Genomic DNA, 20598 nt, shown 5'->3' on the forward strand with positions numbered 1-20598 from the left:
TCATGAGCATTAGCTTTAATTTAACCGGTAAAGTTGCATTAGTCACCGGCGCAAGTCGTGGTATTGGACGTGCAATCACTGAAACCTTGGTCGAAGCCGGCGCAGTTGTTATTGGTACTGCAACCAGTGAAAAAGGTGCTGCGGCGATTCAAGAGTACCTTGGCGACAAAGGTCACGGTCTAGTATTAAACGTTACTGATAAAGAATCAGTTGCACAATTATTCGCCCAGATCAAAGAAAAAGCCGGTGATGTTGATATTCTTGTAAACAGCGCGGGTATCACTCGTGATAATTTATTAATGCGAATGAAAGATGATGAGTGGCAAGATATCCTTGATACTAACTTAACGTCGCTATTTAGATTATCAAAACCTGTAATGCGCTCAATGATGAAAAAACGTAATGGACGCATCATTAACATCGGTTCAGTTGTTGGTACCATGGGCAATGCAGGCCAAGTAAACTACTCTGCAGCTAAAGCTGGTTTGATCGGATTTACAAAATCTCTTGCAAGAGAGGTTGCATCTCGTCAAATAACAGTGAATGCTATTGCACCAGGTTTCATACAAACTGACATGACAGATGAGCTAACTGAAGAACAACAGCAAGCTATCATGTCACAAGTTCCAATGGAGCGTTTAGGGCAGGCACAAGAGATTGCTAACGCAGTATTGTTCTTAGCATCTGACTCTGCTGCTTACATAACGGGTGAGACCCTGCATGTAAATGGTGGAATGTACATGGTTTAATCGCCTTCAAAGGCAACGACTTTTATTGAATCTGGTTTGATATCAAAGTATGATAATTTTCGTGGTTAGACCACGAAAACTAAGCTTGCATTGTCAGCTGGATCGAATAAACTACTCGCAATCTTACGCAAGTGTGTAATTTGAATAGGAAAGAAAACTAATGAGCAACATCGAAGAACGTGTAAAGAAAATCATCATTGAGCAACTTGGCGTTAAAGAAGAAGACGTTAAATCAGCTGCATCATTCGTAGACGATTTAGGTGCAGATTCTCTGGACACTGTTGAATTGGTTATGGCTCTAGAAGAAGAGTTTGATACCGAGATCCCTGATGAAGAAGCTGAAAAGATCACTACTGTTCAAGCAGCGATCGATTACGTTTCAAAAAATCAGTAATCCCAGATTCACAAAAACAGGTGGCATTTATGCCGCCTGTTTTTGTTTCTGAAGTCGATACTTTTCGACTAGACTTAATTTCCAAGCGTTAATCCTCAGCTCCATCCTTATCTACTCAATGCTAAATGTACCGGTACAAAGTCATTGATGATGGATTAACCAATATTGTTTATTATTGGCTTATGCCTATTTATTTCAAAGGTGAATACTGTGTCTAAACGTCGTGTTGTCATTACAGGCCTAGGACTAGTTACTCCAGTGGGTAACGATGTCGATTCTTCTTGGCAGTCTTTATTAGCGGGTAAAAGTGGTATTGCACCCATTACCAAATTTGATGCAACTGAATTCAGTACGCGTTTCAGTGGCTCTGTAAAAGATTTTGACGTCGAGCAGTACTTATCGCGTAAAGATGCGCGCAAAATGGACTTATTTATCCAATACGGCATGGCTGCTGGTATTCAAGCCATGAACGATGCCGGTTTGGATATGGAAAAAGAAAACCCTTCACGAGTGGGAACTGCAATTGGTGCTGGAATGGGGGGGATGCCATTAATTGAGCAAAACCACGCCGCATTATTAAAAGGTGGCCCGCGTAAGGTTTCTCCATTTTTTGTCCCAAGTACTATTATCAATATGATAGCAGGGCACTTATCAATCAAATATGGCATGACAGGCCCGAATTTTGCTGTAACAACCGCTTGTACTACTGGTGTGCATAACATTGGTTTTGCAGCGCGCACCATTGCATATGGTGATGCCGATGTGATGGTTGCAGGCGGTGCAGAGGATGTGACCTCACCACTTGCAGTCGCAGGTTTTGGCTCGGCTAAAGCGTTATCGACTCGTAATGACGATCCGCTTGCTGCAAGCCGTCCATGGGATAAAGACCGTGATGGCTTTGTTATTGGTGATGGTGCTGGAGTGATGGTCATGGAAGAGTATGAACATGCAAAAGCACGTGGTGCCAAAATTTATGCTGAACTTGTTGGGTTTGGCATGAGTGGCGATGCTTTCCATATGACTTCACCTCCAGCAGATGGCGCAGGTGCTGCTGCTGCAATGGTTAATGCTATCAATGATGCGCAAATTGAAAATGAAAAAGTGGGCTACATTAACGCTCATGGCACATCAACACCAGCAGGTGACAAAGCAGAAGCTGCAGCGGTTAAATCAGTATTTGGCCCTCATGCTTATGATTTATTAGTCAGTTCGACTAAGTCTATGACGGGGCATTTATTAGGTGCAGCGGGCTCAGTTGAAGCTATTGTTACTATTTTGGCATTACGTGATCAAATCGTACCGCCAACCATTAATTTAGATAACCCAGATGAAGGTTGTGATTTGGACTTTGTTGCCCATAAAGCAAAAGAGCATACATTTGACTACGCATTATGTAATTCATTTGGTTTTGGTGGCACTAACGGCTCGCTTTTATTCAAAAAAGCGGATTCGTAGAGTAAAGCACATCTTAAAATATGCCATAAATCAGTTTTGAATTATAATTAACATTCAAAATGAATACATAATAAAAGCAGTAACTTCGGTTACTGCTTTTTTGTATTTACTGTTTAATAGATTCGTTCCCTTATTATCGAAACGTGGATATTTTCGCGGATAAATAACAATTCAATAATATAATGACTAAATTATTACAAAGCTGATTTTTTTAACGTTTTAGGTTTAAAAATATCGTAAACTGAGTCTAGATGATTCATTTAGGAGGCTGTATGGCCGGTATTGATAGAGAAATAACCTTACGATTTTTGGCCGAACCCGCAGATGTTAACTTTGGCGGCAAAGTGCACGGCGGCGCGGTAATGAAATGGATTGATTTGGCGGCTTATGCTGGGGCGGCAGGTTGGAGCGGGAAATACTGTATTACGGTTTATGCTGGCGGTATTCGTTTTGTGAAACCTATTCATGTTGGCAATATTGTCGAAGTGAGCGCTAAAGTAATTTATACCGGTACATCATCAATGCACTTAGGTATTGATGTAAAAGCGGGCGATCCTAAAGAACCTGAACGCCATTTAACCACCCATTGTATTGTGATCATGGTTGCGGTTGATGATGATGGTAAACCAACTTCTGTACCTGAGTGGATCCCACAAAATGAAGACGATGTTCGTTTAAGAGACTCTGCATTAAGATTAATGGATATGCGTAAGCGTATTGGCGCAGAAATGGAAGCGCACGTTAAACCTGCACTGTAATTATAAAACCATTAAAATAATAAGAAGGATAATATGGCAAAGGTAGCATTTATCGGACTTGGTGTTATGGGATACCCAATGGCGGGTCATCTTGTCAAACAAGGCCATCAAGTCACTGTGTACAATCGTACAACGGCGAAAGCGGAAAGGTGGACTCAAGATTATCAAGGTGAGTTCGCGTTAACGCCAGCTTTAGCTGCAAAAGATAAAGATATTGTATTTACCTGCGTTGGTAATGATGATGATTTAAGACAAGTTATCTTAGGCGACAACGGTGTTATTCACGGTATTAATCAAGGTGCTGTACTCGTAGATCACACAACAGCATCAGCGGATGTGGCACGTGAAGTTGCTGCTTTATTAGCTGGCCAAAATGTCGAGTTTTTAGATGCACCTGTTTCTGGTGGCCAAGCTGGGGCTGAAAATGGTGTACTGACCGTGATGATGGGCGGGAAAGAGTCGGTCTTCAATCAAGTCAAACCCGTGATTGAATCTTATAGCCGCTGCGCTGAATTATTAGGTGATGTTGGCGCTGGTCAATTAACTAAAATGGTTAATCAAATCTGTATTGCAGGTGTGGTGCAGGGGCTCGCTGAAGGGCTCCATTTTGCTAAAAGTGCTGGTTTAGATGGTTTAAAGGTGGTTGAAGTTATCAGTAAGGGAGCAGCACAAAGTTGGCAAATGGAAAACCGTTACCAAACCATGTGGCAGGGCGAGTATGACTTTGGGTTTGCGATTGATTGGATGCGTAAAGATTTAGGTATCGCCCTTGAAGAAGGTAGACGTAATGGCAGCCATCTTCCCGTCACTGCATTGGTTGATCAGTTTTATTCAGAAGTGCAGTCAATGAAAGGTAATCGCTGGGACACTTCAAGTTTATTGGCTCGATTAGAGAAAAACCGTTAATGCTTCACTAGTGTTAATTAAGCTGTATTAGCACTGCTAGATTAATGCGTTTAACTTACTTATAGCCAGATCATATTGCCAGATAAAACAGCCAGATAAAATTGGTAAATAAAAGCTCGTCACCATCTAGGGACGAGCTTTTTGCATTTATATGCCGATTTGACTTTAAATCTTCAAACCAATCATTAGTTTATCGAGTTCTTCTGCCGTCGTGTTTAGCTCATTACAACCAGATACTGATAGATTTGCCGCTTCTTCAACATTATGGGATTGATTTCTAATTTCCATTAAATTAGAGGCTATTTCATTTGCGACAGCTGATTGCTCCTCTGCTGATGTAGCGATTAATACGCTCATCTCAAACACTTTACCACTATGATGGGCAATGCTTTCTAAATCGTCACCAGTTTGAAGGACATGCTTTTTACCTTCTTCTGCTTGTTCAACGGTGCGAGACATAACTTGTGTTAGGTTCTGAGTACCAGATTGTAAAGCTTCAATCATGGTTTTTATTTCTACCGTGGCAGATTGTGTTCTACCTGCAAGAGTACGAACCTCATCGGCAACGACGGCAAACCCACGACCTTGCTCACCCGCACGTGCAGCTTCAATAGCAGCATTTAAGGCAAGTAAGTTGGTTTGTTCAGAAATGGCATTAATTGTGGTTACAACTGCATCAATTTTACTGGCATTGTCATTTAATTCATTCACAGCGTCTGAAGCGCCAGCAATTTCAGTTGAAAGTAAATCAATGGCTTGCACTGTGGTTTCAATGTCGTTAGACCCTGCTGTAACCTGATTATTCGCCTCTTGAGTCTCTGCTGAAGATTGTTCTGCATTACGGGCCACTTCTTTAACGGCTGCAGTCATTTCCTCCATGGCTGTAGCCAGTGAGTCCAAATGTTGACGTTGATTAACAGCGACAGTTTGACCCTCTTCAGCCGTGTTTCTAAATGAATGTACTACATGCCTAATTTGCTCAGTAGCATGAGTCATTTGAACGACAAGTTTGTGTTGCCTGTCAACCAATTCATCAACACTAATAGCCAGCAAACTAAATTCATCGGGGACTTCGAAAAAGTTTAATCGACTAGTTAAATCGCCTTCAGTTGCTCTACGTAGCGCCATCACAGTGGTATATAACGCGCCGCCGATAAACGTTGAGATGTAATAAGAAAAGAACAAAATAATTGCAATAATCAACACCATTAATAAATAGGCCAAATTATTATCGCCGCTGGTTTTATCATCGATAGTTTTGTGCGCTATTTGAGTGGTGATAACAATATCGTGAGAATTAACATTACTAAAGACATTAAAGCCTTGGCCTGTTTCGAGGGAACCGCCACCTTGACGTGCGATTTGTTGTTCTTGGCGAGAAAGCGTATCAATATTAACCGCTCGGCTTGAGCCATTTAAGTCAGATAGGAAAGCTTGTTGTTTATCTTGTTCAAGTAAATCTAAGGCAGCTTCAACTGCATGATTATAAGTATTGTTAAGGGATATAGCTTCTTCAATTTCAGCTTCAGCTAAGGTCGTTTTAAAACTGCTTGTCAATGTAAAAGTCAGCAATAAAATCAATGCAATCGGAACAATCGCCAATATTGTGAATTTGGATTTAATGGATAATTTAATTAAAAATTGATCAATCCATCTAAACTTTACTTCTTTCATTTTGGCCTCTTGTTTTATACGCGCTATGTCGTTATATCGGATAATACTGATTAAACTTTAGATGGAGTTTTGTTAAAGGCAATAATGGCTGTGGATTAATTGCTACTGGCTTGTATATATTGAATTATTCATAAAATTATACTTTTAGGGGTATAAGATTTTTTAGCGTTTGATAAATTTCAATTTACATGAGGCTAACTCATGATAACGCAGGAGTTTACTGGTTTAAATTGCAATAAATGCTAGTAAAATAAGCCTAGGTCACGTAAAATCCCATCTTTTGTTTTAACCCCATGCTTTAGGTTTAATTTTACATTTATGCCTAGACTAAATATGTCGTCTATCCTTAGACGCCCAAACGCATTTGATATGCAAGAATGCAGTGGAAGAAATAATGCAGCAGTTAACTGAGATCGTAGAACAAGCCTTAGAAGTAATAGGTAAGGCCAGTGATCTAAAGGCATTGGATGATATCCGTGTCGATTACCTTGGTAAAAAAGGTAAGATCACTGACATGATGAAATTGATGGGTAGCTTAAGTCCAGCAGAGAAACCTGCTTTTGGACAAGCAGTCAATAAAGCAAAACAAGCGGTACAGAAAGAACTTTCTGAGCGTATTGAAGGCTTAAAGTCTGCAGAATTAGAAGCGCAACTTATCGCTGAACAAATCGATGTTACCTTACCAGGTCGTACAATTGAATTGGGTGGCTTGCACCCAGTGACCCGTACTATCGAACGTATTGAAACTTTCTTTGGCGAGTTAGGATTTTCGGTTAAGAACGGTCCTGAAATTGAAGATGATTTCCATAACTTTGATGCATTGAACATTTCAGAGCACCATCCGGCTCGTGCAGATCATGATACTTTCTATTTTAACCCTAAAGTAATGCTTCGTACGCAAACTTCAGGTGTTCAAATTCGTACTATGGAACACGAAAAACCGCCTTTACGTATTATTTCTCCAGGCCGTGTTTACCGTAATGACTACGATCAAACTCATACGCCAATGTTCCACCAGGTGGAAGGGCTGTTAGTTGATGAGAAAGTTAACTTTGCTGAGCTGAAAGGCATTTTGCATGATTTCTTGCGTAACTTCTTTGAAGAAGATTTAGAAGTTCGTTTCCGTCCATCTTACTTCCCATTCACTGAACCTTCTGCAGAAGTGGATGTGATGGGCAAAAATGGCAAGTGGTTAGAAGTATTAGGTTGCGGCATGGTGCACCCTAATGTCCTTCGCAGTGTCGGTATTGACCCTGAAAAATACTCTGGTTTTGCTTTTGGTATGGGGGTTGAGCGTTTAACAATGCTGCGTTACGGCGTAAATGACCTACGTGCCTTCTTCGAAAACGATTTACGTTTTCTTAAGCAATTCAAATAACGGAGCAATATAAAGATGAAATTCAGTGAATCTTGGCTTCGTGAGTGGGTTAACCCATCAGTAAGTCGTGACGCGTTATCACACCAAATTACAATGGCTGGTCTTGAAGTAGACGGCGTTGACCCTGTAGCCGCCGAATTTAGCGGTGTTGTTGTCGGTGAAGTGGTTGAGTGTGGTCAGCATCCTGATGCTGACAAATTGCGTGTAACCAAAATTAATGTCGGTGAAGAAGAGTTAATCGATATCGTTTGTGGTGCACCAAATTGTCGTTTAGGTCTTAAAGTTGCTGTTGCTATGGTAGGTGCTGTTTTACCTGGTGACTTTAAAATTAAGAAAGCTAAATTACGTGGTCAACCATCATTTGGTATGTTGTGTTCGTACGGTGAATTAGGTATCGACATCGAAAGCGATGGCATTATCGAATTACCGACGGATGCTCCAATTGGTAAGGATGTTCGTGAATACCTTGACCTTAACGATGCGGTGATTGACGTTGATTTAACGGCAAACCGTGCAGATTGTTTAGGCATGGCTGGTCTTGCGCGTGAAGTTGGCGTATTAAACCGTGAAGCAGTAACAGAGCCAACTTGGGAAGCAGTAGCTTCGACTATCGACGATAAAGTTGCGATTAATGTTATCGATGCACAAGCATGTCCTCGTTACTTAGGCCGTGTAGTTAAAAACGTTAACCTTGCCGCAGCAACTCCATTGTGGATGCAAGAGAAACTGCGTCGTAGTGGTATTCGCTCAATTGATCCAATTGTAGATATTACTAATTACGTATTAATTGAATACGGTCAGCCAATGCATGCATTTGACTTAGCTACCTTAGCGGGTGCTATTCAAGTTCGCTTAAGCGACGGCGTAGAGAAATTAACGCTTCTAGACGGTAATGAAGTTACTGTGCCTAGTGATACGTTAGTGATTGCAGACGACAGCGGTTCAATCGCGTTGGCAGGTGTGTTTGGCGGTGAAAAAACCGGTGTTACCACTAAAACTCAAGATATTCTTTTAGAGTGTGCATTCTTTGCGCCTCTTGCGATTATGGGTAAGTCACGCCGCTTAGGTCTTCATACCGACGCTTCACACCGTTTTGAGCGTGGAGTAGACCCTGAACTACAACATAAGGTTATGGATCGTGCGACTCGTCTAGTATTAGACATTTGTGGCGGCGAAGCTGGCCCTGTTGAAGAAGCTGTGACTGAAGCTCACTTGCCTAAGCCTGTTGAATTGACATTACGTCGCAGCAAGCTAGACAAAATTCTCGGCCATCATATTCCTGATACTGACGTGACTGAAATTCTTGAGCGTTTAGGTTTCAATGTCACCGCTAATGCTGAAACGTGGGATGTTGTTACTGCAACTTATCGTTTTGATATGGCGATTGAAGAAGATTTGATTGAAGAAGTGGCTCGCATCTACGGATATAACAATATCCCTAATATCGCGCCTGTAGCTTCATTAACCATGTCTGATCACAAAGAAGCTGATATTTCACTACGTAAAGTACGTAATGTTTTAGTCGCTCGTGGCTTCCAAGAAGCGGTGACTTACAGCTTTGTTGATCCTAAGCAACAAAATCTTGTTCACCCTGATGCGCCAGCGATGATTTTACCGAATCCTATTTCGGTTGAAATGTCAGCGATGCGCCTCTCTATGTTCACTGGATTATTGACGTCAGTTGGTTATAACCAAAGCCGTCAACAAGGTCGAGTGCGTTTATTTGAGACTGGTTTACGCTTTGTCCCTGATGCAGAAGCAGATTCTGGTGTTAGACAAGAAGCAATGATTGGTGCGGTGATTTCAGGTGTTCAAAATGATGAACATTGGTCAATGGATTCAAAAACTGTCGACTTCTTTGATTTAAAAGGTGATTTAGAATCAATTATCGGCTTGACAGTTTCAACTTCTGAATTTACTTTTAGAAGTGCAACACATTCTGCTCTTCATCCGGGGCAATGTGCTGAAATACTAAGAAATAATCAGGTCATTGGTATCATTGGTGCTGTCCATCCTAGTTTGGAAAAGCCTTTTGGACTGAATGGCAAAACAATTATTTTTGAGTTAGAACTGGACGCTTTACTGCATGCCAGTTTGCCGCTAGCCCAGACTGTATCTAAGTTTCCTGCAAATCGACGTGATATTGCTGTTGTTGTTGAAGAAGAAGTTTCTGCAACTAATGTTATGAATTTGATAAGAAAAGTTGGCGAAAATCAGTTGGTTGGCTTAAACTTGTTCGACGTATACCGAGGTAAAGGTGTTGAAGCAGGCAAAAAGAGCCTAGCAATAGCACTTACATTACAAGACATTACTCGTACGCTTGAAGAAAAAGATATAACCGAAACTGTTGATTCAGTTGTATCTGCACTTAAGACCGAGTTCAACGCATCGTTGAGGGACTAAAAGTATGGCACTTACCAAAGCCGAAATGGCAGAACATCTTTTTGAAACGCTGGGCATGAACAAACGTGTTGCCAAAGAGATGGTTGAGTCTTTCTTTGAAGAAATTAGAGAAGCACTCGAAAGTGGTGAGCAGGTCAAGTTATCTGGCTTTGGAAACTTTGATCTGCGCGACAAGAATCAAAGACCGGGAAGGAACCCAAAAACTGGTGAAGATATTCCAATTTCAGCTCGACGTGTTGTGACGTTCCGTCCAGGACAAAAGTTGAAAACTCGAGTTGAAGAATCGAACTCGGCTAAGAAATAGTTTCGCTTTATTCAAAAAGCCACTCAATTGAGTGGCTTTTTTGTTTTCTAAAATTAATTAATCACTACTCCTCATGTTGGAGAGGTAAAAATATCGTGCTGTGAGTAGTAGAAAATTGTTATTATATGTCTTTGGCTCCGCTATTCATTTCACTGCGCTGATGTAATTTTGAGGTTTCTTTTGGCTAGACAAGCAAAACATTTCGATCGTCGATTTACTCTTTCTTTGTTACACCCTCGATATTGGGGTACTTGGTTTGTCATTCTGATTTTATTCATTTTTGGCATTATGCCGGCTTGGCTACGCGATCCCATTTCACGACTCCTCGCCAAGCTTGTAATGTCGATTGCTAAAAAACCAATTAATATTGCACGAATTAATATGCGTACTTGTTTTCCAGATAAGCCAGAAGCAGAAATTGATGCCTTGATTAAAGACAATGTCGATATGTTTGTTCTAACATTAATGTCGCAAGCTGAGTTGTTACTGCGCTCTAATGAACATATTAAAAGTCGTGTCACGATTGAAGGTTTTGAACATGTCGAAGCTGCAAGACAAGCAGGGCAGCCGATGATTTTTATCATGCCTCATGTTTGGCCAATCGATTATGCTGGGATCAGGCTTAATATCGAACTGCCGATGGTGACAATGGCAAAAGCTCACAGGAATGGCTTGTTTAACTGGTTTAGCAACCGTTTACGTAGTAGTCAAAACGGTCGTGTTTACATGCGAGAGGCGGGTATACGTGCTCTAATCAGCGAATTAAGACAAGATAATAGTTTCTTTTACCTGCCAGATGAGGATTTAGGCCCAGAACAAAGCGTTTTTGCGCCATTACTGGGGACTGTTAAAGCAACACTGCCAGTGGTTGGCCGTTTAGCTCAAGCAGGAAAAGCGCAAGTACTGCCAGTTAAAATTGGTTATGACAAACAAGCGCGACAGTTTAATTTAACCGTGATGCAGGCAGTAGACCCAGAAGACATGCAAGGTAAGGATAATGAAGCCATTGCCCTTAACAAAATGGTTGAACAGGTTATCAATGCATATCCTGAGCAATACATGTGGTTTTTAAAGTTTTTGAAAACAAGACCTGATGGCGAGAGTAAACTGTATTAAATCCTACAGTCAGTGATTTGTGCTGTTGTAAGTGATAGTTGTGTTTCAATCACTTTAACCAATATTAAAATTAAATTGAAAAGGCACAAAAGATGAATCTTTTGTGCCTTTTCAATATGTATCTTATAACCCATCAATGATAAATAATGGGTTATTCAGAGAAGTAAAACCAACCTTGATTGATAAACTCTGTGAGTATTAATAGTAAAGCGGGGTGATGACTCCAAGTCGATAACATTGGTTGACTGATTGAATGCTCATTAGCGATAACCTTGATAATATCTGCATCGATGCCTTCAACACTGACTACTTCACCATTCACATAGAGATGGGCTTGTGTATCCGCCTCAAGTGTTAATACTTTTAAACCACCAATACGTTGCATACTTGCACCGTCTTCAATGGCTTCAATCATATCTTCAGCCGAAATAGGTTGCTCGAATGGATTAAGGTCAAGTTCAAAACGATTTTGACTAAGCAACTTACCTAACATTGTTTGATACTGATTCGGGTTATTTGCTAGCTCAGCTAACAAGTTCATCATACCTTGTTGTTGCTGTTGGCTAACAATGCCTTTATTGGCTTGTTCTTCAATTGAAATAAATCGCTGTTTACCCGCGTTATTGTCAATTAAAGAGTCAGCAAGTTCAGTTAATAGCTCTTGCTGACTAGGGGCCCTAAAACCAATGGAGTAACTTAACGCAAGGGTTAACGTTTCACCACAATGTGGATAACCAGGGGGAATATACAGTACATCGCCTTTGGTCAATACAACATCAATGATAGGCTCAAAGTCGTCTACTAAAGGGCTGTTTTTATCACCGCCACGCTGCTTATGGTGACCATTATTGCCCACTTGCCAGCGACGCTCACCTTCGCCTTGAATGATAAATACATCATAATTATCGATATGTGGTCCAACACCGCCTTTTGGCGTCGCAAAAGAGACCATTAGATCATCAAAGCGCCAGTCAGGTAAAAAACGAAAGGCTTCCACTAATGGCTGTGATTCAGGGTACCAATGGTTAACGGCTTGGACTAATAATTGCCAGCCATCTTCACCGTATTCGTCATAATCCTCAAATGGCCCTTGGACCACATTCCAGCCTTGAGCTTGTGTTTGCACAATACGTGAAGAAATATCTTCTTCCATGGCTAAACCCGCTAGTTCATCTGCAGAAATAGGATCTTCGAATGCATTGAAGGCATTTTTAATCACAATAGGTTTTTTTTGCCAGTTTTCACGTATGAATTCAGCAGTATCAAAATTTAATGTATACATAATTGTAAAAAAGGCGACAGCTCATAAGAGGTGTCGCCATTCCTTATTCTACAAACAAGTGACTTTTATAAATAATTTTATATAAGCGTTTGTTTGGAAGATTATTTTAACTCGTCAACAAATGCTTCTGCACGGCCGATGTAGTTAGCTGGTGTCATTGTTTTAAGCTCTGCTTTGACACTGTCAGGCAGTTCTAAACCATCGATGAATAAAGCAAGTTGCTCGCCATCAATACGCTTACCACGTGTTAGCTCTTTTAATTTTTCATATGGCTTTTCAATACCATAACGACGCATTACTGTTTGTACCGGCTCAGCCAATACTTCCCAGTTTTTGTCGAGCTCTGCTAACAGGTTAGCTTCGTTAACTTCTAACTTGCTGATGCCTTTCATTGTCGCTTGATAAGCAATCAACGAGTGGGCCATACCAACACCTAGGTTACGTAAAACCGTAGAATCCGTTAAGTCACGTTGCCATCTTGAAACAGGTAATTTCGCGGCTAAATGCTGCATTAGCGCGTTAGCAATACCTAAGTTACCTTCTGAATTTTCAAAATCAATAGGGTTAACTTTATGCGGCATGGTTGAAGAACCAATCTCTCCAGCAATAGTACGCTGCTTGAAGTGGCCCATGGCAATGTAACCCCAGATATCACGATCGAAATCGATTAGGATTGTATTGAAACGTGCTACGGCATCAAATAATTCAGCAATGTAATCATGCGGTTCGATTTGAGTCGTGTATGGGTTCCAGTTAATGCCAAGGCTAGTCACAAAACGTTGTGACAGCTCATGCCAGTTAACTTCTGGGTAAGCTGAGATGTGTGCGTTGTAGTTACCTACTGCACCATTGATTTTACCCATGATTTCAACAGCGTTGATTTGGTTCAGTTGGCGCTCTAGACGTACAGCTACGTTTGCCATTTCTTTACCTAAAGTTGTAGGTGAAGCTGGTTGACCGTGAGTACGTGACATTAGCGGTACAGACTTGTTATCTGTCGCTAACTTTTTAATGGCATCCACAATTTCTAAACACTGAGGTGCTAGAACAAGTTCACGCGCTTCTTTAAGCATTAACGCATGAGACAAGTTGTTAATGTCTTCTGAGGTACAAGCGAAATGAACAAATTCGTCAATCGCGACTAATTCAGCATTATCAGCAATTTGTTCTTTAATGAAATACTCAACCGCTTTAACGTCGTGGTTGGTCGTTCTTTCAATTGTTTTAACGCGTAATGCGTCTTCTTCGCTGAAGTTATCCTTGATGCTATCCAGTAAGATTAATGCTTCTTCACTGAATGGCGGAACTTCTTCAATCTCTGGGCAACTTGAAAGTAGTTTTAACCAGTTAATTTCAACTTGAACACGGTATTTAGTTAAACCGAATTCGCTGAAAATACCTCGTAATGAGGTGGTTTTGCTACCATAACGACCGTCTATCGGAGATATAGCGGTCAGTGCAGAAAGATCCATTTGAAGCTCCTTGATGAACTTTTGTTGTAGGGTGATACGATTAATTATTTTTACGGCTACTAATTGCAGTATCCACAATGGCCTTACGAGCAAAAACAAGGTGACGACGTTTGCCACCTAATTGACGCCATAAAACAGCACTGCGCATAGCTGATAGAAGTAAAGCACGGATTTTTTGTTGTACTTGCGGTTGTTGCAAGCAAGCTGGATTACCAGAAATTTGTAATTTAGGCCCAAGTTCGCTGATCACATCGCTATAAATACTCGCTAAACTTGCGACAATTTGCTCATCTGTGATGGCAAAGTGGTGTAACTGTCGATGGACTTGGTTAATTCGTTCTGCAAGCATGCCTAAGCCATTAGCTGAGCGAGCGAGTTTACGCTCCAGAGCGAGCATACCGACAAGATAGCGTGTGGTTTCAACATCTTTGCTATTACCATCACCTAATTGTTGTTCAATTAAATGATAGCCTTTATTTAATGCATGCTTATCTTGGTAGATATCAGATATTGATTCTGGGTCTGTCACCATAATGGTGTTCAAACTCGCAGCCATTGCGGTTTCGTCTGATTCACCATGACGAGCAAGGTGTTGAACTTGAGCAACCGCTTGTAAAATACCTGCAAACGCCATAGTGCGTTCAAATAATACTTGGCTCACGACCTATCCTCTAATTAAGGTATCGATAATGCCGCCACCAAGGCAGACTTCACCATCATAAAATACGGCTGATTGACCTGGCGTTACCGCTGCAACAGGTTCATCAAACATGACTTTGATGTTATCAGCATCTACTGTTGTCACGGTGCATTTTACATCGTGTTGGCGATAGCGAGTTTTTACCGTAATGCTTGCTGGTGAGCTAGGACCTTGGCGGTCAACCCAATGTAACTGACTGACCATCATGCCATGAGACATTAGGCGAGGGTGGTTGCCACCTTGTGCGACGATTAATACGTTACGTAATAAGTCTTTTTCAACGACATACCAAGGATCGTCATTGCTGTTTTTCAAGCCGCCGATACCTAAACCTTTGCGTTGCCCTAAGGTGTGATACATCAAACCTTGGTGGGTACCAATGACTTCACCTTCAGCGGTTTCTATATCACCAGGTTGTGCAGGTAAATAGGTGCCTAAAAAGTCGGTAAACTTACGCTCACCAATAAAGCAAATACCGGTGCTGTCTTTTTTATCATGGGTTATTAAGCCCATTTCTTTGGCGATATCACGAACTTGATATTTCTCTAACTCGCCCACTGGGAATAAGCTTTTAGCAACTTGCTTGTCACTTAAGGTGTAGAGGAAGTAACTTTGGTCTTTATTGCCGTCAACGCCACGTAGCATTTGGGTGGTGCCGTCTTCGTTATCTCGACGACGCACATAATGGCCCATAGCAATAAAGTCAGCATCAAGAATTTCGTCTGCGAATTCTAAAAATGCTTTGAATTTGATTTCTTTGTTACACATGATATCGGGATTTGGCGTGCGACCCGCTTTGTATTCTTCAAGGAAATGTTCAAATACATTGTCCCAATACTCTGAAGCGAAGTTAACTGTATGCAACTTAATACCGAGTTTGTCACAAACAGCCTGAGCATCTTTTAAATCTTCGGCTGCAAGACAGTATTCATCCGTGTCATCTTCTTCCCAGTTCTTCATAAATAATCCTTCAACCTGGTAGCCTTGCTGCATAAGCAGATAAGCTGAAACTGAAGAATCTACACCGCCGGACATACCTACGATGACTTTTTTACCATTTGAATTGGGATTGATTGATGTCATAAAACCTAAAAACCAGTGAATTTACGGATACAAGAGATGATCATGTGGTCGACGTTAGCGCTTTTCAAGTCGCTGTATATATATCGCCAAGTTCTGTTATCAAAACCGGTCATAAAAACCGATGAAAAACATCACGAAAATCTCAAAAATGTGCGGCGCATATTCTATCATGCATTGTTGTTGTCGGCTATGATCTGCAAGTCACTATTAATCAGTGATAATGGGCTGTGAGCTTTATGTAAAAAGTCTTCTATGGATTTAATCACTAACGGGCTTCTAAGCTGATGTTTCCGCGCTTTAATTTCATCCAGAGTGAACCAATGGCAGGCAAGGATATCTTTATCTAAAGGCTGACAAATTATCAGGTTTTTAGTCTCAGCGGCAAAGGTAAAACGCACGAAGGATAATTGTTCATTCGGGCTAAACTGGTAGACGCCGATAATACCGAGAAGCTCGATATCTAGCCCCGTCTCTTCCTTAACTTCTCTTTTACAAGCTTCTGGTATCGATTCTTGCGCTTCAATATGACCTGCAGGTTGATTAAAGCGAGTTTCACCATCAATGATTTCTTCGACAAATAAAAATTTATTTTGGCAATGGATAACACAAGCGACCGTAGTATTGGGTTTATAACGTTCTTTTGTCATTGAGCTATCCTTTTGTCGTTGAGCTATTCTTTTGTCATTGAACTATTTTTTGGGCTTGGGCTTTATTTTAAGCTTAAGCATGGCTTGAAAGATAAGCTTATGATGGTTATCAATTGTTACTGTGCAAGTGTTTTATATTGACCATTGGCAATGTCATCTAAACTCCATTGGCCTATTTTATAGCGAATTAATCTTAATGTAGGGTGACCAATATGTGCTGTCATTCTTCTAACCTGTCTGTTCCGGCCTTCACATATTTGGATTTCTAACCAAGTTGTTGGAATGGATTTACGCTCTCTAACTGGGGGAACTCTGTCCCACACCGCTGGTTCATTCATCACAGTAACTTTGGCCGGTAAAGTCATACCATCTTTTAATTCAACACCTTGGCATAACGCATTAATGGCTTCCTCACTGGGTTCACCTTCAACTTGCGCCCAATAAGTTTTAAATGTTTTTTTGTTAGGTTGAGTAATTTGAGCTTGTAATTTACCGTCATTAGTCAGCAATAATAAACCTTCACTGTCTCTATCTAATCTGCCAGCTGCATAAACATCTTTTACTGGGATAAAATCTTTTAATGTTTGTCTTCCTGACTCATCAGTAAATTGACATAGCACATCAAAAGGTTTGTTAAATAACACTATTATTGGGTTCTCAACCGCTCTTTTTACAGGGCGTTTAATGGTTTTTCTGGTATTGTTGCTAGACTTTTTGGCTGTTCTGGCAAATGCCGGTTTGCTATTAAATCGTTTTGTTTTGTCATTTGCTGGCATAAATAAGCCTATTTAAGAGCGAAATTAAGTTATTTTGCATAGTTTACTTGGCATTGGGCCTTAGTGGAATTTGAATCTGCGAGATAATGATCTATGATGTTGGCCTAAAAAATGTGATCTGTGCCCACTTTTGTACCCGCAGTCACAGTTAATTTTTCTATTTCATATGGATTTGTGCCGCAGATAAATAGACTTCGACAATTAGATTGAAGCTGTTTTAGGTAGATACTTATTACAATAATAATTTATAAAAACTTTTTATTTCAATAATGTAGGAAAAAGCATGAAAGATAACTCTCCAACGATCATTTATACTGAAACTGATGAAGCACCCGCATTAGCGACGCTTTCATTACTCCCTATCATCCGTACATTTACTAATGCTGCAGGTGTTAAAGTTGAGACCCGAGATATATCTTTATCAGGCCGTGTAATCGCAAACTTTCCTGAAAAGTTAACTGCTGAGCAGAAAATTTCTGACGCATTAACTGAATTAGGTGTTATGGCTGGCACTCCTGAAGCCAATATCATTAAATTACCTAATATCAGTGCCTCAATTCCGCAATTAAAAGCGTGTATTGCAGAACTTCAAACTAAAGGTTATGACATTCCGAATTACCCGGACGAGCCAGCAACAGATGCTGAGCGTGATGTTCAAAGCCGTTACGACAAAATTAAAGGCAGTGCAGTAAACCCTGTATTACGTGAAGGTAACTCTGACCGCCGTGCGCCGACGTCAGTTAAAAACTATGCTAAGAAAAACCCACATTCAATGGGTAAGTGGGCGAGTGATTCAAAGTCTCATGTTGCGCACATGAGCGAAGGCGACTTTTACGGTAGTGAACAGTCAGTCACATTAACTGCTGCTGATACTGTTAATATCGTACTGATCCAAACTGATGGTCAAGAAGTGACACTTAAGCAGGGGCTTCCATTACTTGCAGATGAAATCATTGATACTGCAGTTATGAGCAATAAAGCGCTGCAAGCATTTTATGAGCGTGAAATTGAAGCTGCTAAATCTGAAGACGTTTTATTATCTCTTCACTTAAAAGCGACAATGATGAAAGTCTCTGATCCAATTTTATTTGGTCATGCTGTTAAGGTCTTCTTTAAAGATGTATTTACTAAGCATCAAGCATTATTTGATGAGCTAGGTGTAGATGTAAACAATGGTTTTGGTGATGTTTACGCTAAAATCGCAGGTTTACCTGAAGCTCAGCGTGCTGAAGTTGAAGCTGACATCGCAGCGGTATACGCAAAGCGTCCAGCACTTGCGATGGTAGATTCTGATAAAGGCATTACTAACCTTCATGTACCGAGTGACATCATTATTGATGCATCGATGCCTGCGGCTATCCGCTCATCAGGTAAAATGTGGGGCCCAGACGGCCAATTAAAAGACACTAAAGCAATGATCCCTGATCGTTGTTACGCGGGTGTTTACCAAGAAACTATTTCTTTCTGTAAAGAAAATGGTGCCTTTAACCCAACGACAATGGGCAGCGTGCCTAACGTTGGCCTAATGGCGCAAAAAGCAGAAGAATACGGCAGCCACGATAAAACATTTGAAATAGCATCAGCAGGTGTTGTTAAAGTGATCAATAGCGCGGGTGATGTGCTAATGAGCCACAATGTTGAAGCGGGTGATATCTTCAGAATGTGTCAGGTGAAAGATGCGCCTATCCGTGACTGGGTTAAACTAGCGGTTAATCGTTCTCGTTTAAGCAACACACCAGCAATCTTCTGGTTAGACAGCAAGCGTGCACATGATGCACAGCTCATCACTAAAGTAGAATTGTACTTAAAAGATCACGATACAGCTGGTCTTGATTTACAAATTTTAGCACCAGTTGAAGCAACACGAGCGACACTTGCCCGTGTTCATGAAGGTCTAGATACGATTTCAGTCACTGGTAACGTTTTACGTGATTACTTAACTGATTTATTCCCAATTTTAGAACTGGGTACCAGTGCTAAAATGCTATCAATCGTACCACTAATGAATGGCGGTGGCTTATTTGAAACTGGCGCAGGTGGTAGTGCACCTAAGCATGTTCAACAGGTTGAGAAAGAAGGGCATTTACGTTGGGATTCTTTAGGTGAGTTCTTGGCATTAGCGGCTTCATTAGAGCACTTAAGTCAAACTCAGAATAATCCTAAAGCACAGGTATTAGCTGATACGCTTGATACTGCGATTGGACAGTTCTTAGATAGCAATAAGTCTCCTTCACGTCGTGTAGGTGAATTGGATAACCGTGGTAGTCACTTCTATCTCGCTATGTACTGGGCACAAGCTTTATCAGTTCAAACGGCTGACACCTCATTTGCAGCTGAATTTTCTGCATTAGCTGAGTCATTAACCACTAACGAAGCGGAGATTGTTGCTGAACTGAATGGTTCACAAGGCCCAGCTGTCGATTTAGGCGGTTATTTCCGTTTAGATGCAGCAAAAGCTGAAACAGCAATGCGTCCAAGTGCATTATTGAATTCGTTTATTACTGCGTAATTTAATATTTAGCGGTATCGCTTAAGATAAAAACAGAGGCCTTGTGTCTCTGTTTTTTTATTTGGGTTTAAAAATGAGTGATATTAACGTGATGATACAAAGATTTTTGTAACTAAGTTTGTCAATATTAAAATAAATGTTGAGTGTTTTTCAGGCAAACAAATCGTTATTGATAATTAATTGGCTAAATAAAAAAGGCAGAGATTAAAATCTCTGCCTTTTTGTATTATAGTTTCACCGACTATTTAGTTGGTGAAATGGCTGAAGCATGCATCCCTTTTGGGCCCTGCTCAGTTTCGAAATCTACCGGTTGGCCCGCTTTTAGCGTTCTGTAACCTTCCATTTCGATTGTTGAATAATGCGCAAATACATCTTCGCCACCCTGATCTGGGCAAATAAACCCGAATCCTTTGGCGTTGTTGAACCATTTAACAGTTCCGCTTGCCATACTTCCACTTCCTTCTGTTGTCTACTTACCAGTAAGATAGTAAAACTTATTTTTATCAGCGGTCTCTATTGCCGCCTCAGAACAGAATGAAATTTGTACGAAAAGATGTCAAGTAAAAATTAACAAAATGACAACATTTAATTAATTTAATAATATCAATTGGTCTTGTACCAAACTAGAGGCTAGTATTAACTCATGGGTAGATTAGGCAGCGTAGAGCACACAGAAGAACGTGTTGAATCGGAGCTACAACCACCTTCAATGTACAAAGTCGTGTTAAATAACGATGATTACACTCCGATGGATTTCGTGATAGAAGTGTTACAACGCTTTTTTAATAAGGATGAACAGCAAGCCACCGATATTATGTTGGCTATCCATCACCAAGGTAAGGGAATATGTGGTGTTTACTCGTTTGGCATTGCCGAAACGAAAGTGTTACAAGTAAATCAATTTGCCAAAGAAAACCAACATCCATTACTGTGTTCATTAGAAACCGCATAATGAATTAGTTGATTCTCCGTCGGTAACTCTGCAGTTTATG

The 20598-nt window shown here is 40.7% G+C and carries 19 protein-coding genes; 11 read left to right on the forward strand and 8 right to left on the reverse strand.

Features of this window, described 5'->3' with window-relative positions; genetic code table 11:
* Positions 1-2 precede the first annotated feature (2 nt).
* The 5 genes from fabG to AB4153_RS14465 all read left to right on the forward strand — a co-directional run bounded on the left by fabG (position 3) and on the right by AB4153_RS14465 (position 4262).
* A complete protein-coding gene (gene fabG, locus AB4153_RS14445) occupies positions 3-749 on the forward strand; it encodes a 3-oxoacyl-ACP reductase FabG (protein ID WP_102528697.1) in 747 nt (248 codons plus the stop codon).
* A gap of 160 nt (positions 750-909) precedes the next feature.
* Complete coding sequence (gene acpP, locus AB4153_RS14450) at positions 910-1143, forward strand: acyl carrier protein (protein WP_011496723.1); 234 nt, start codon at positions 910-912, stop codon at positions 1141-1143.
* A 210-nt stretch (positions 1144-1353) separates the two neighbouring features.
* A complete protein-coding gene (gene fabF, locus AB4153_RS14455; protein ID WP_102528698.1) occupies positions 1354-2598 on the forward strand; it encodes a beta-ketoacyl-ACP synthase II in 1245 nt (414 codons plus the stop codon).
* Between the two features lie 272 nt (positions 2599-2870).
* Complete coding sequence (locus AB4153_RS14460; RefSeq protein WP_102528699.1) at positions 2871-3356, forward strand: acyl-CoA thioesterase; 486 nt, start codon at positions 2871-2873, stop codon at positions 3354-3356.
* A 33-nt stretch (positions 3357-3389) separates the two neighbouring features.
* Positions 3390-4262, forward strand: a complete 873-nt coding sequence (locus tag AB4153_RS14465; protein WP_229370364.1) for an NAD(P)-dependent oxidoreductase — start codon at positions 3390-3392, stop codon at positions 4260-4262.
* 165 nt (positions 4263-4427) lie between these two features.
* Here AB4153_RS14465 and AB4153_RS14470 read toward each other — a convergent pair whose 3' ends face one another.
* Positions 4428-5936, reverse strand: coding sequence for a methyl-accepting chemotaxis protein (locus AB4153_RS14470; protein WP_303516151.1), 1509 nt, complete (start codon positions 5934-5936; stop codon positions 4428-4430).
* A gap of 394 nt (positions 5937-6330) precedes the next feature.
* On the opposite strand from AB4153_RS14470, the gene pheS reads away from it, so the two are divergent.
* The 4 genes from pheS to lpxM all read left to right on the forward strand — a co-directional run bounded on the left by pheS (position 6331) and on the right by lpxM (position 11137).
* Positions 6331-7314 carry a phenylalanine--tRNA ligase subunit alpha gene (gene pheS, locus AB4153_RS14475; protein ID WP_102528702.1) on the forward strand — a complete coding sequence of 328 codons (984 nt, stop codon included), beginning with the start codon at positions 6331-6333 and terminating at the stop codon, positions 7312-7314.
* Positions 7315-7329: 15 nt separating this feature from the next.
* The gene (gene pheT, locus AB4153_RS14480; protein WP_371997939.1) at positions 7330-9717 is read left to right on the forward strand and encodes a phenylalanine--tRNA ligase subunit beta; all 2388 of its coding nucleotides are present in this window, start codon (positions 7330-7332) and stop codon (positions 9715-9717) included.
* Positions 9718-9721: 4 nt separating this feature from the next.
* Complete coding sequence (ihfA, locus tag AB4153_RS14485; protein ID WP_102528704.1) at positions 9722-10021, forward strand: integration host factor subunit alpha; 300 nt, start codon at positions 9722-9724, stop codon at positions 10019-10021.
* Between the two features lie 180 nt (positions 10022-10201).
* Positions 10202-11137 carry a lauroyl-Kdo(2)-lipid IV(A) myristoyltransferase gene (gene lpxM / locus AB4153_RS14490; RefSeq protein ID WP_102528705.1) on the forward strand — a complete coding sequence of 312 codons (936 nt, stop codon included), beginning with the start codon at positions 10202-10204 and terminating at the stop codon, positions 11135-11137.
* Positions 11138-11288: 151 nt separating this feature from the next.
* On the opposite strand, the gene AB4153_RS14495 is transcribed toward lpxM, so the two are convergent.
* The 6 genes from AB4153_RS14495 to AB4153_RS14520 all read right to left on the reverse strand — a co-directional run bounded on the left by AB4153_RS14495 (position 11289) and on the right by AB4153_RS14520 (position 17097).
* Positions 11289-12419 (reverse strand): cupin domain-containing protein, encoded by a 1131-nt coding sequence (locus AB4153_RS14495; RefSeq protein ID WP_303516141.1) that lies wholly within the window; start codon positions 12417-12419, stop codon positions 11289-11291.
* A 101-nt stretch (positions 12420-12520) separates the two neighbouring features.
* Complete coding sequence (gene purB / locus AB4153_RS14500) at positions 12521-13891, reverse strand: adenylosuccinate lyase (RefSeq protein WP_102528707.1); 1371 nt, start codon at positions 13889-13891, stop codon at positions 12521-12523.
* A gap of 40 nt (positions 13892-13931) precedes the next feature.
* A complete protein-coding gene (hflD, locus tag AB4153_RS14505) occupies positions 13932-14552 on the reverse strand; it encodes a high frequency lysogenization protein HflD (RefSeq protein ID WP_371997942.1) in 621 nt (206 codons plus the stop codon).
* Between the two features lie 3 nt (positions 14553-14555).
* Positions 14556-15674, reverse strand: a complete 1119-nt coding sequence (gene mnmA, locus AB4153_RS14510; protein WP_102528709.1) for a tRNA 2-thiouridine(34) synthase MnmA — start codon at positions 15672-15674, stop codon at positions 14556-14558.
* Positions 15675-15841: 167 nt separating this feature from the next.
* Positions 15842-16321: an NUDIX hydrolase gene (locus tag AB4153_RS14515; protein WP_248955338.1), complete on the reverse strand. Its 480-nt coding sequence runs from the start codon at positions 16319-16321 to the stop codon at positions 15842-15844.
* A gap of 116 nt (positions 16322-16437) precedes the next feature.
* Positions 16438-17097 (reverse strand): rRNA large subunit pseudouridine synthase E, encoded by a 660-nt coding sequence (locus AB4153_RS14520; protein ID WP_371997944.1) that lies wholly within the window; start codon positions 17095-17097, stop codon positions 16438-16440.
* A gap of 283 nt (positions 17098-17380) precedes the next feature.
* Between AB4153_RS14520 and AB4153_RS14525 the strand changes: the two genes are divergently transcribed.
* Positions 17381-19606, forward strand: a complete 2226-nt coding sequence (locus tag AB4153_RS14525) for an NADP-dependent isocitrate dehydrogenase (protein WP_371997946.1) — start codon at positions 17381-17383, stop codon at positions 19604-19606.
* Positions 19607-19847: 241 nt separating this feature from the next.
* On the opposite strand, the gene cspD is transcribed toward AB4153_RS14525, so the two are convergent.
* Positions 19848-20054, reverse strand: a complete 207-nt coding sequence (gene cspD, locus AB4153_RS14530; RefSeq protein WP_055024439.1) for a cold shock domain-containing protein CspD — start codon at positions 20052-20054, stop codon at positions 19848-19850.
* Positions 20055-20249: 195 nt separating this feature from the next.
* Between cspD and clpS the strand changes: the two genes are divergently transcribed.
* The gene (gene clpS / locus AB4153_RS14535; RefSeq protein WP_102528713.1) at positions 20250-20558 is read left to right on the forward strand and encodes an ATP-dependent Clp protease adapter ClpS; all 309 of its coding nucleotides are present in this window, start codon (positions 20250-20252) and stop codon (positions 20556-20558) included.
* The last annotated feature ends 40 nt before the right edge of the window (positions 20559-20598 follow it).

Source organism: Shewanella sp. 10N.286.52.E4 (genome assembly GCF_041468785.1).
GTDB lineage: Bacteria > Pseudomonadota > Gammaproteobacteria > Enterobacterales > Shewanellaceae > Shewanella > Shewanella electrodiphila.

Coding starts and splice junctions, on each gene's coding strand:
- acpP (WP_011496723.1), top strand. CDS start 910: ATGAGCAACATCGAAGAACGTGTAAAGAAAATCATCATTGAGCAACTT.
- ihfA (WP_102528704.1), top strand. CDS start 9,722: ATGGCACTTACCAAAGCCGAAATGGCAGAACATCTTTTTGAAACGCTG.
- AB4153_RS14495 (WP_303516141.1), bottom strand. CDS start 12,419: ATGTATACATTAAATTTTGATACTGCTGAATTCATACGTGAAAACTGG.
- cspD (WP_055024439.1), bottom strand. CDS start 20,054: ATGGCAAGCGGAACTGTTAAATGGTTCAACAACGCCAAAGGATTCGGG.
- fabG (WP_102528697.1), top strand. CDS start 3: ATGAGCATTAGCTTTAATTTAACCGGTAAAGTTGCATTAGTCACCGGC.
- AB4153_RS14525 (WP_371997946.1), top strand. CDS start 17,381: ATGAAAGATAACTCTCCAACGATCATTTATACTGAAACTGATGAAGCA.
- pheT (WP_371997939.1), top strand. CDS start 7,330: ATGAAATTCAGTGAATCTTGGCTTCGTGAGTGGGTTAACCCATCAGTA.
- pheS (WP_102528702.1), top strand. CDS start 6,331: ATGCAGCAGTTAACTGAGATCGTAGAACAAGCCTTAGAAGTAATAGGT.
- mnmA (WP_102528709.1), bottom strand. CDS start 15,674: ATGACATCAATCAATCCCAATTCAAATGGTAAAAAAGTCATCGTAGGT.
- AB4153_RS14465 (WP_229370364.1), top strand. CDS start 3,390: ATGGCAAAGGTAGCATTTATCGGACTTGGTGTTATGGGATACCCAATG.
- AB4153_RS14520 (WP_371997944.1), bottom strand. CDS start 17,097: ATGCCAGCAAATGACAAAACAAAACGATTTAATAGCAAACCGGCATTT.
- clpS (WP_102528713.1), top strand. CDS start 20,250: ATGGGTAGATTAGGCAGCGTAGAGCACACAGAAGAACGTGTTGAATCG.
- AB4153_RS14515 (WP_248955338.1), bottom strand. CDS start 16,321: ATGACAAAAGAACGTTATAAACCCAATACTACGGTCGCTTGTGTTATC.
- AB4153_RS14470 (WP_303516151.1), bottom strand. CDS start 5,936: ATGAAAGAAGTAAAGTTTAGATGGATTGATCAATTTTTAATTAAATTA.
- AB4153_RS14460 (WP_102528699.1), top strand. CDS start 2,871: ATGGCCGGTATTGATAGAGAAATAACCTTACGATTTTTGGCCGAACCC.
- purB (WP_102528707.1), bottom strand. CDS start 13,891: ATGGATCTTTCTGCACTGACCGCTATATCTCCGATAGACGGTCGTTAT.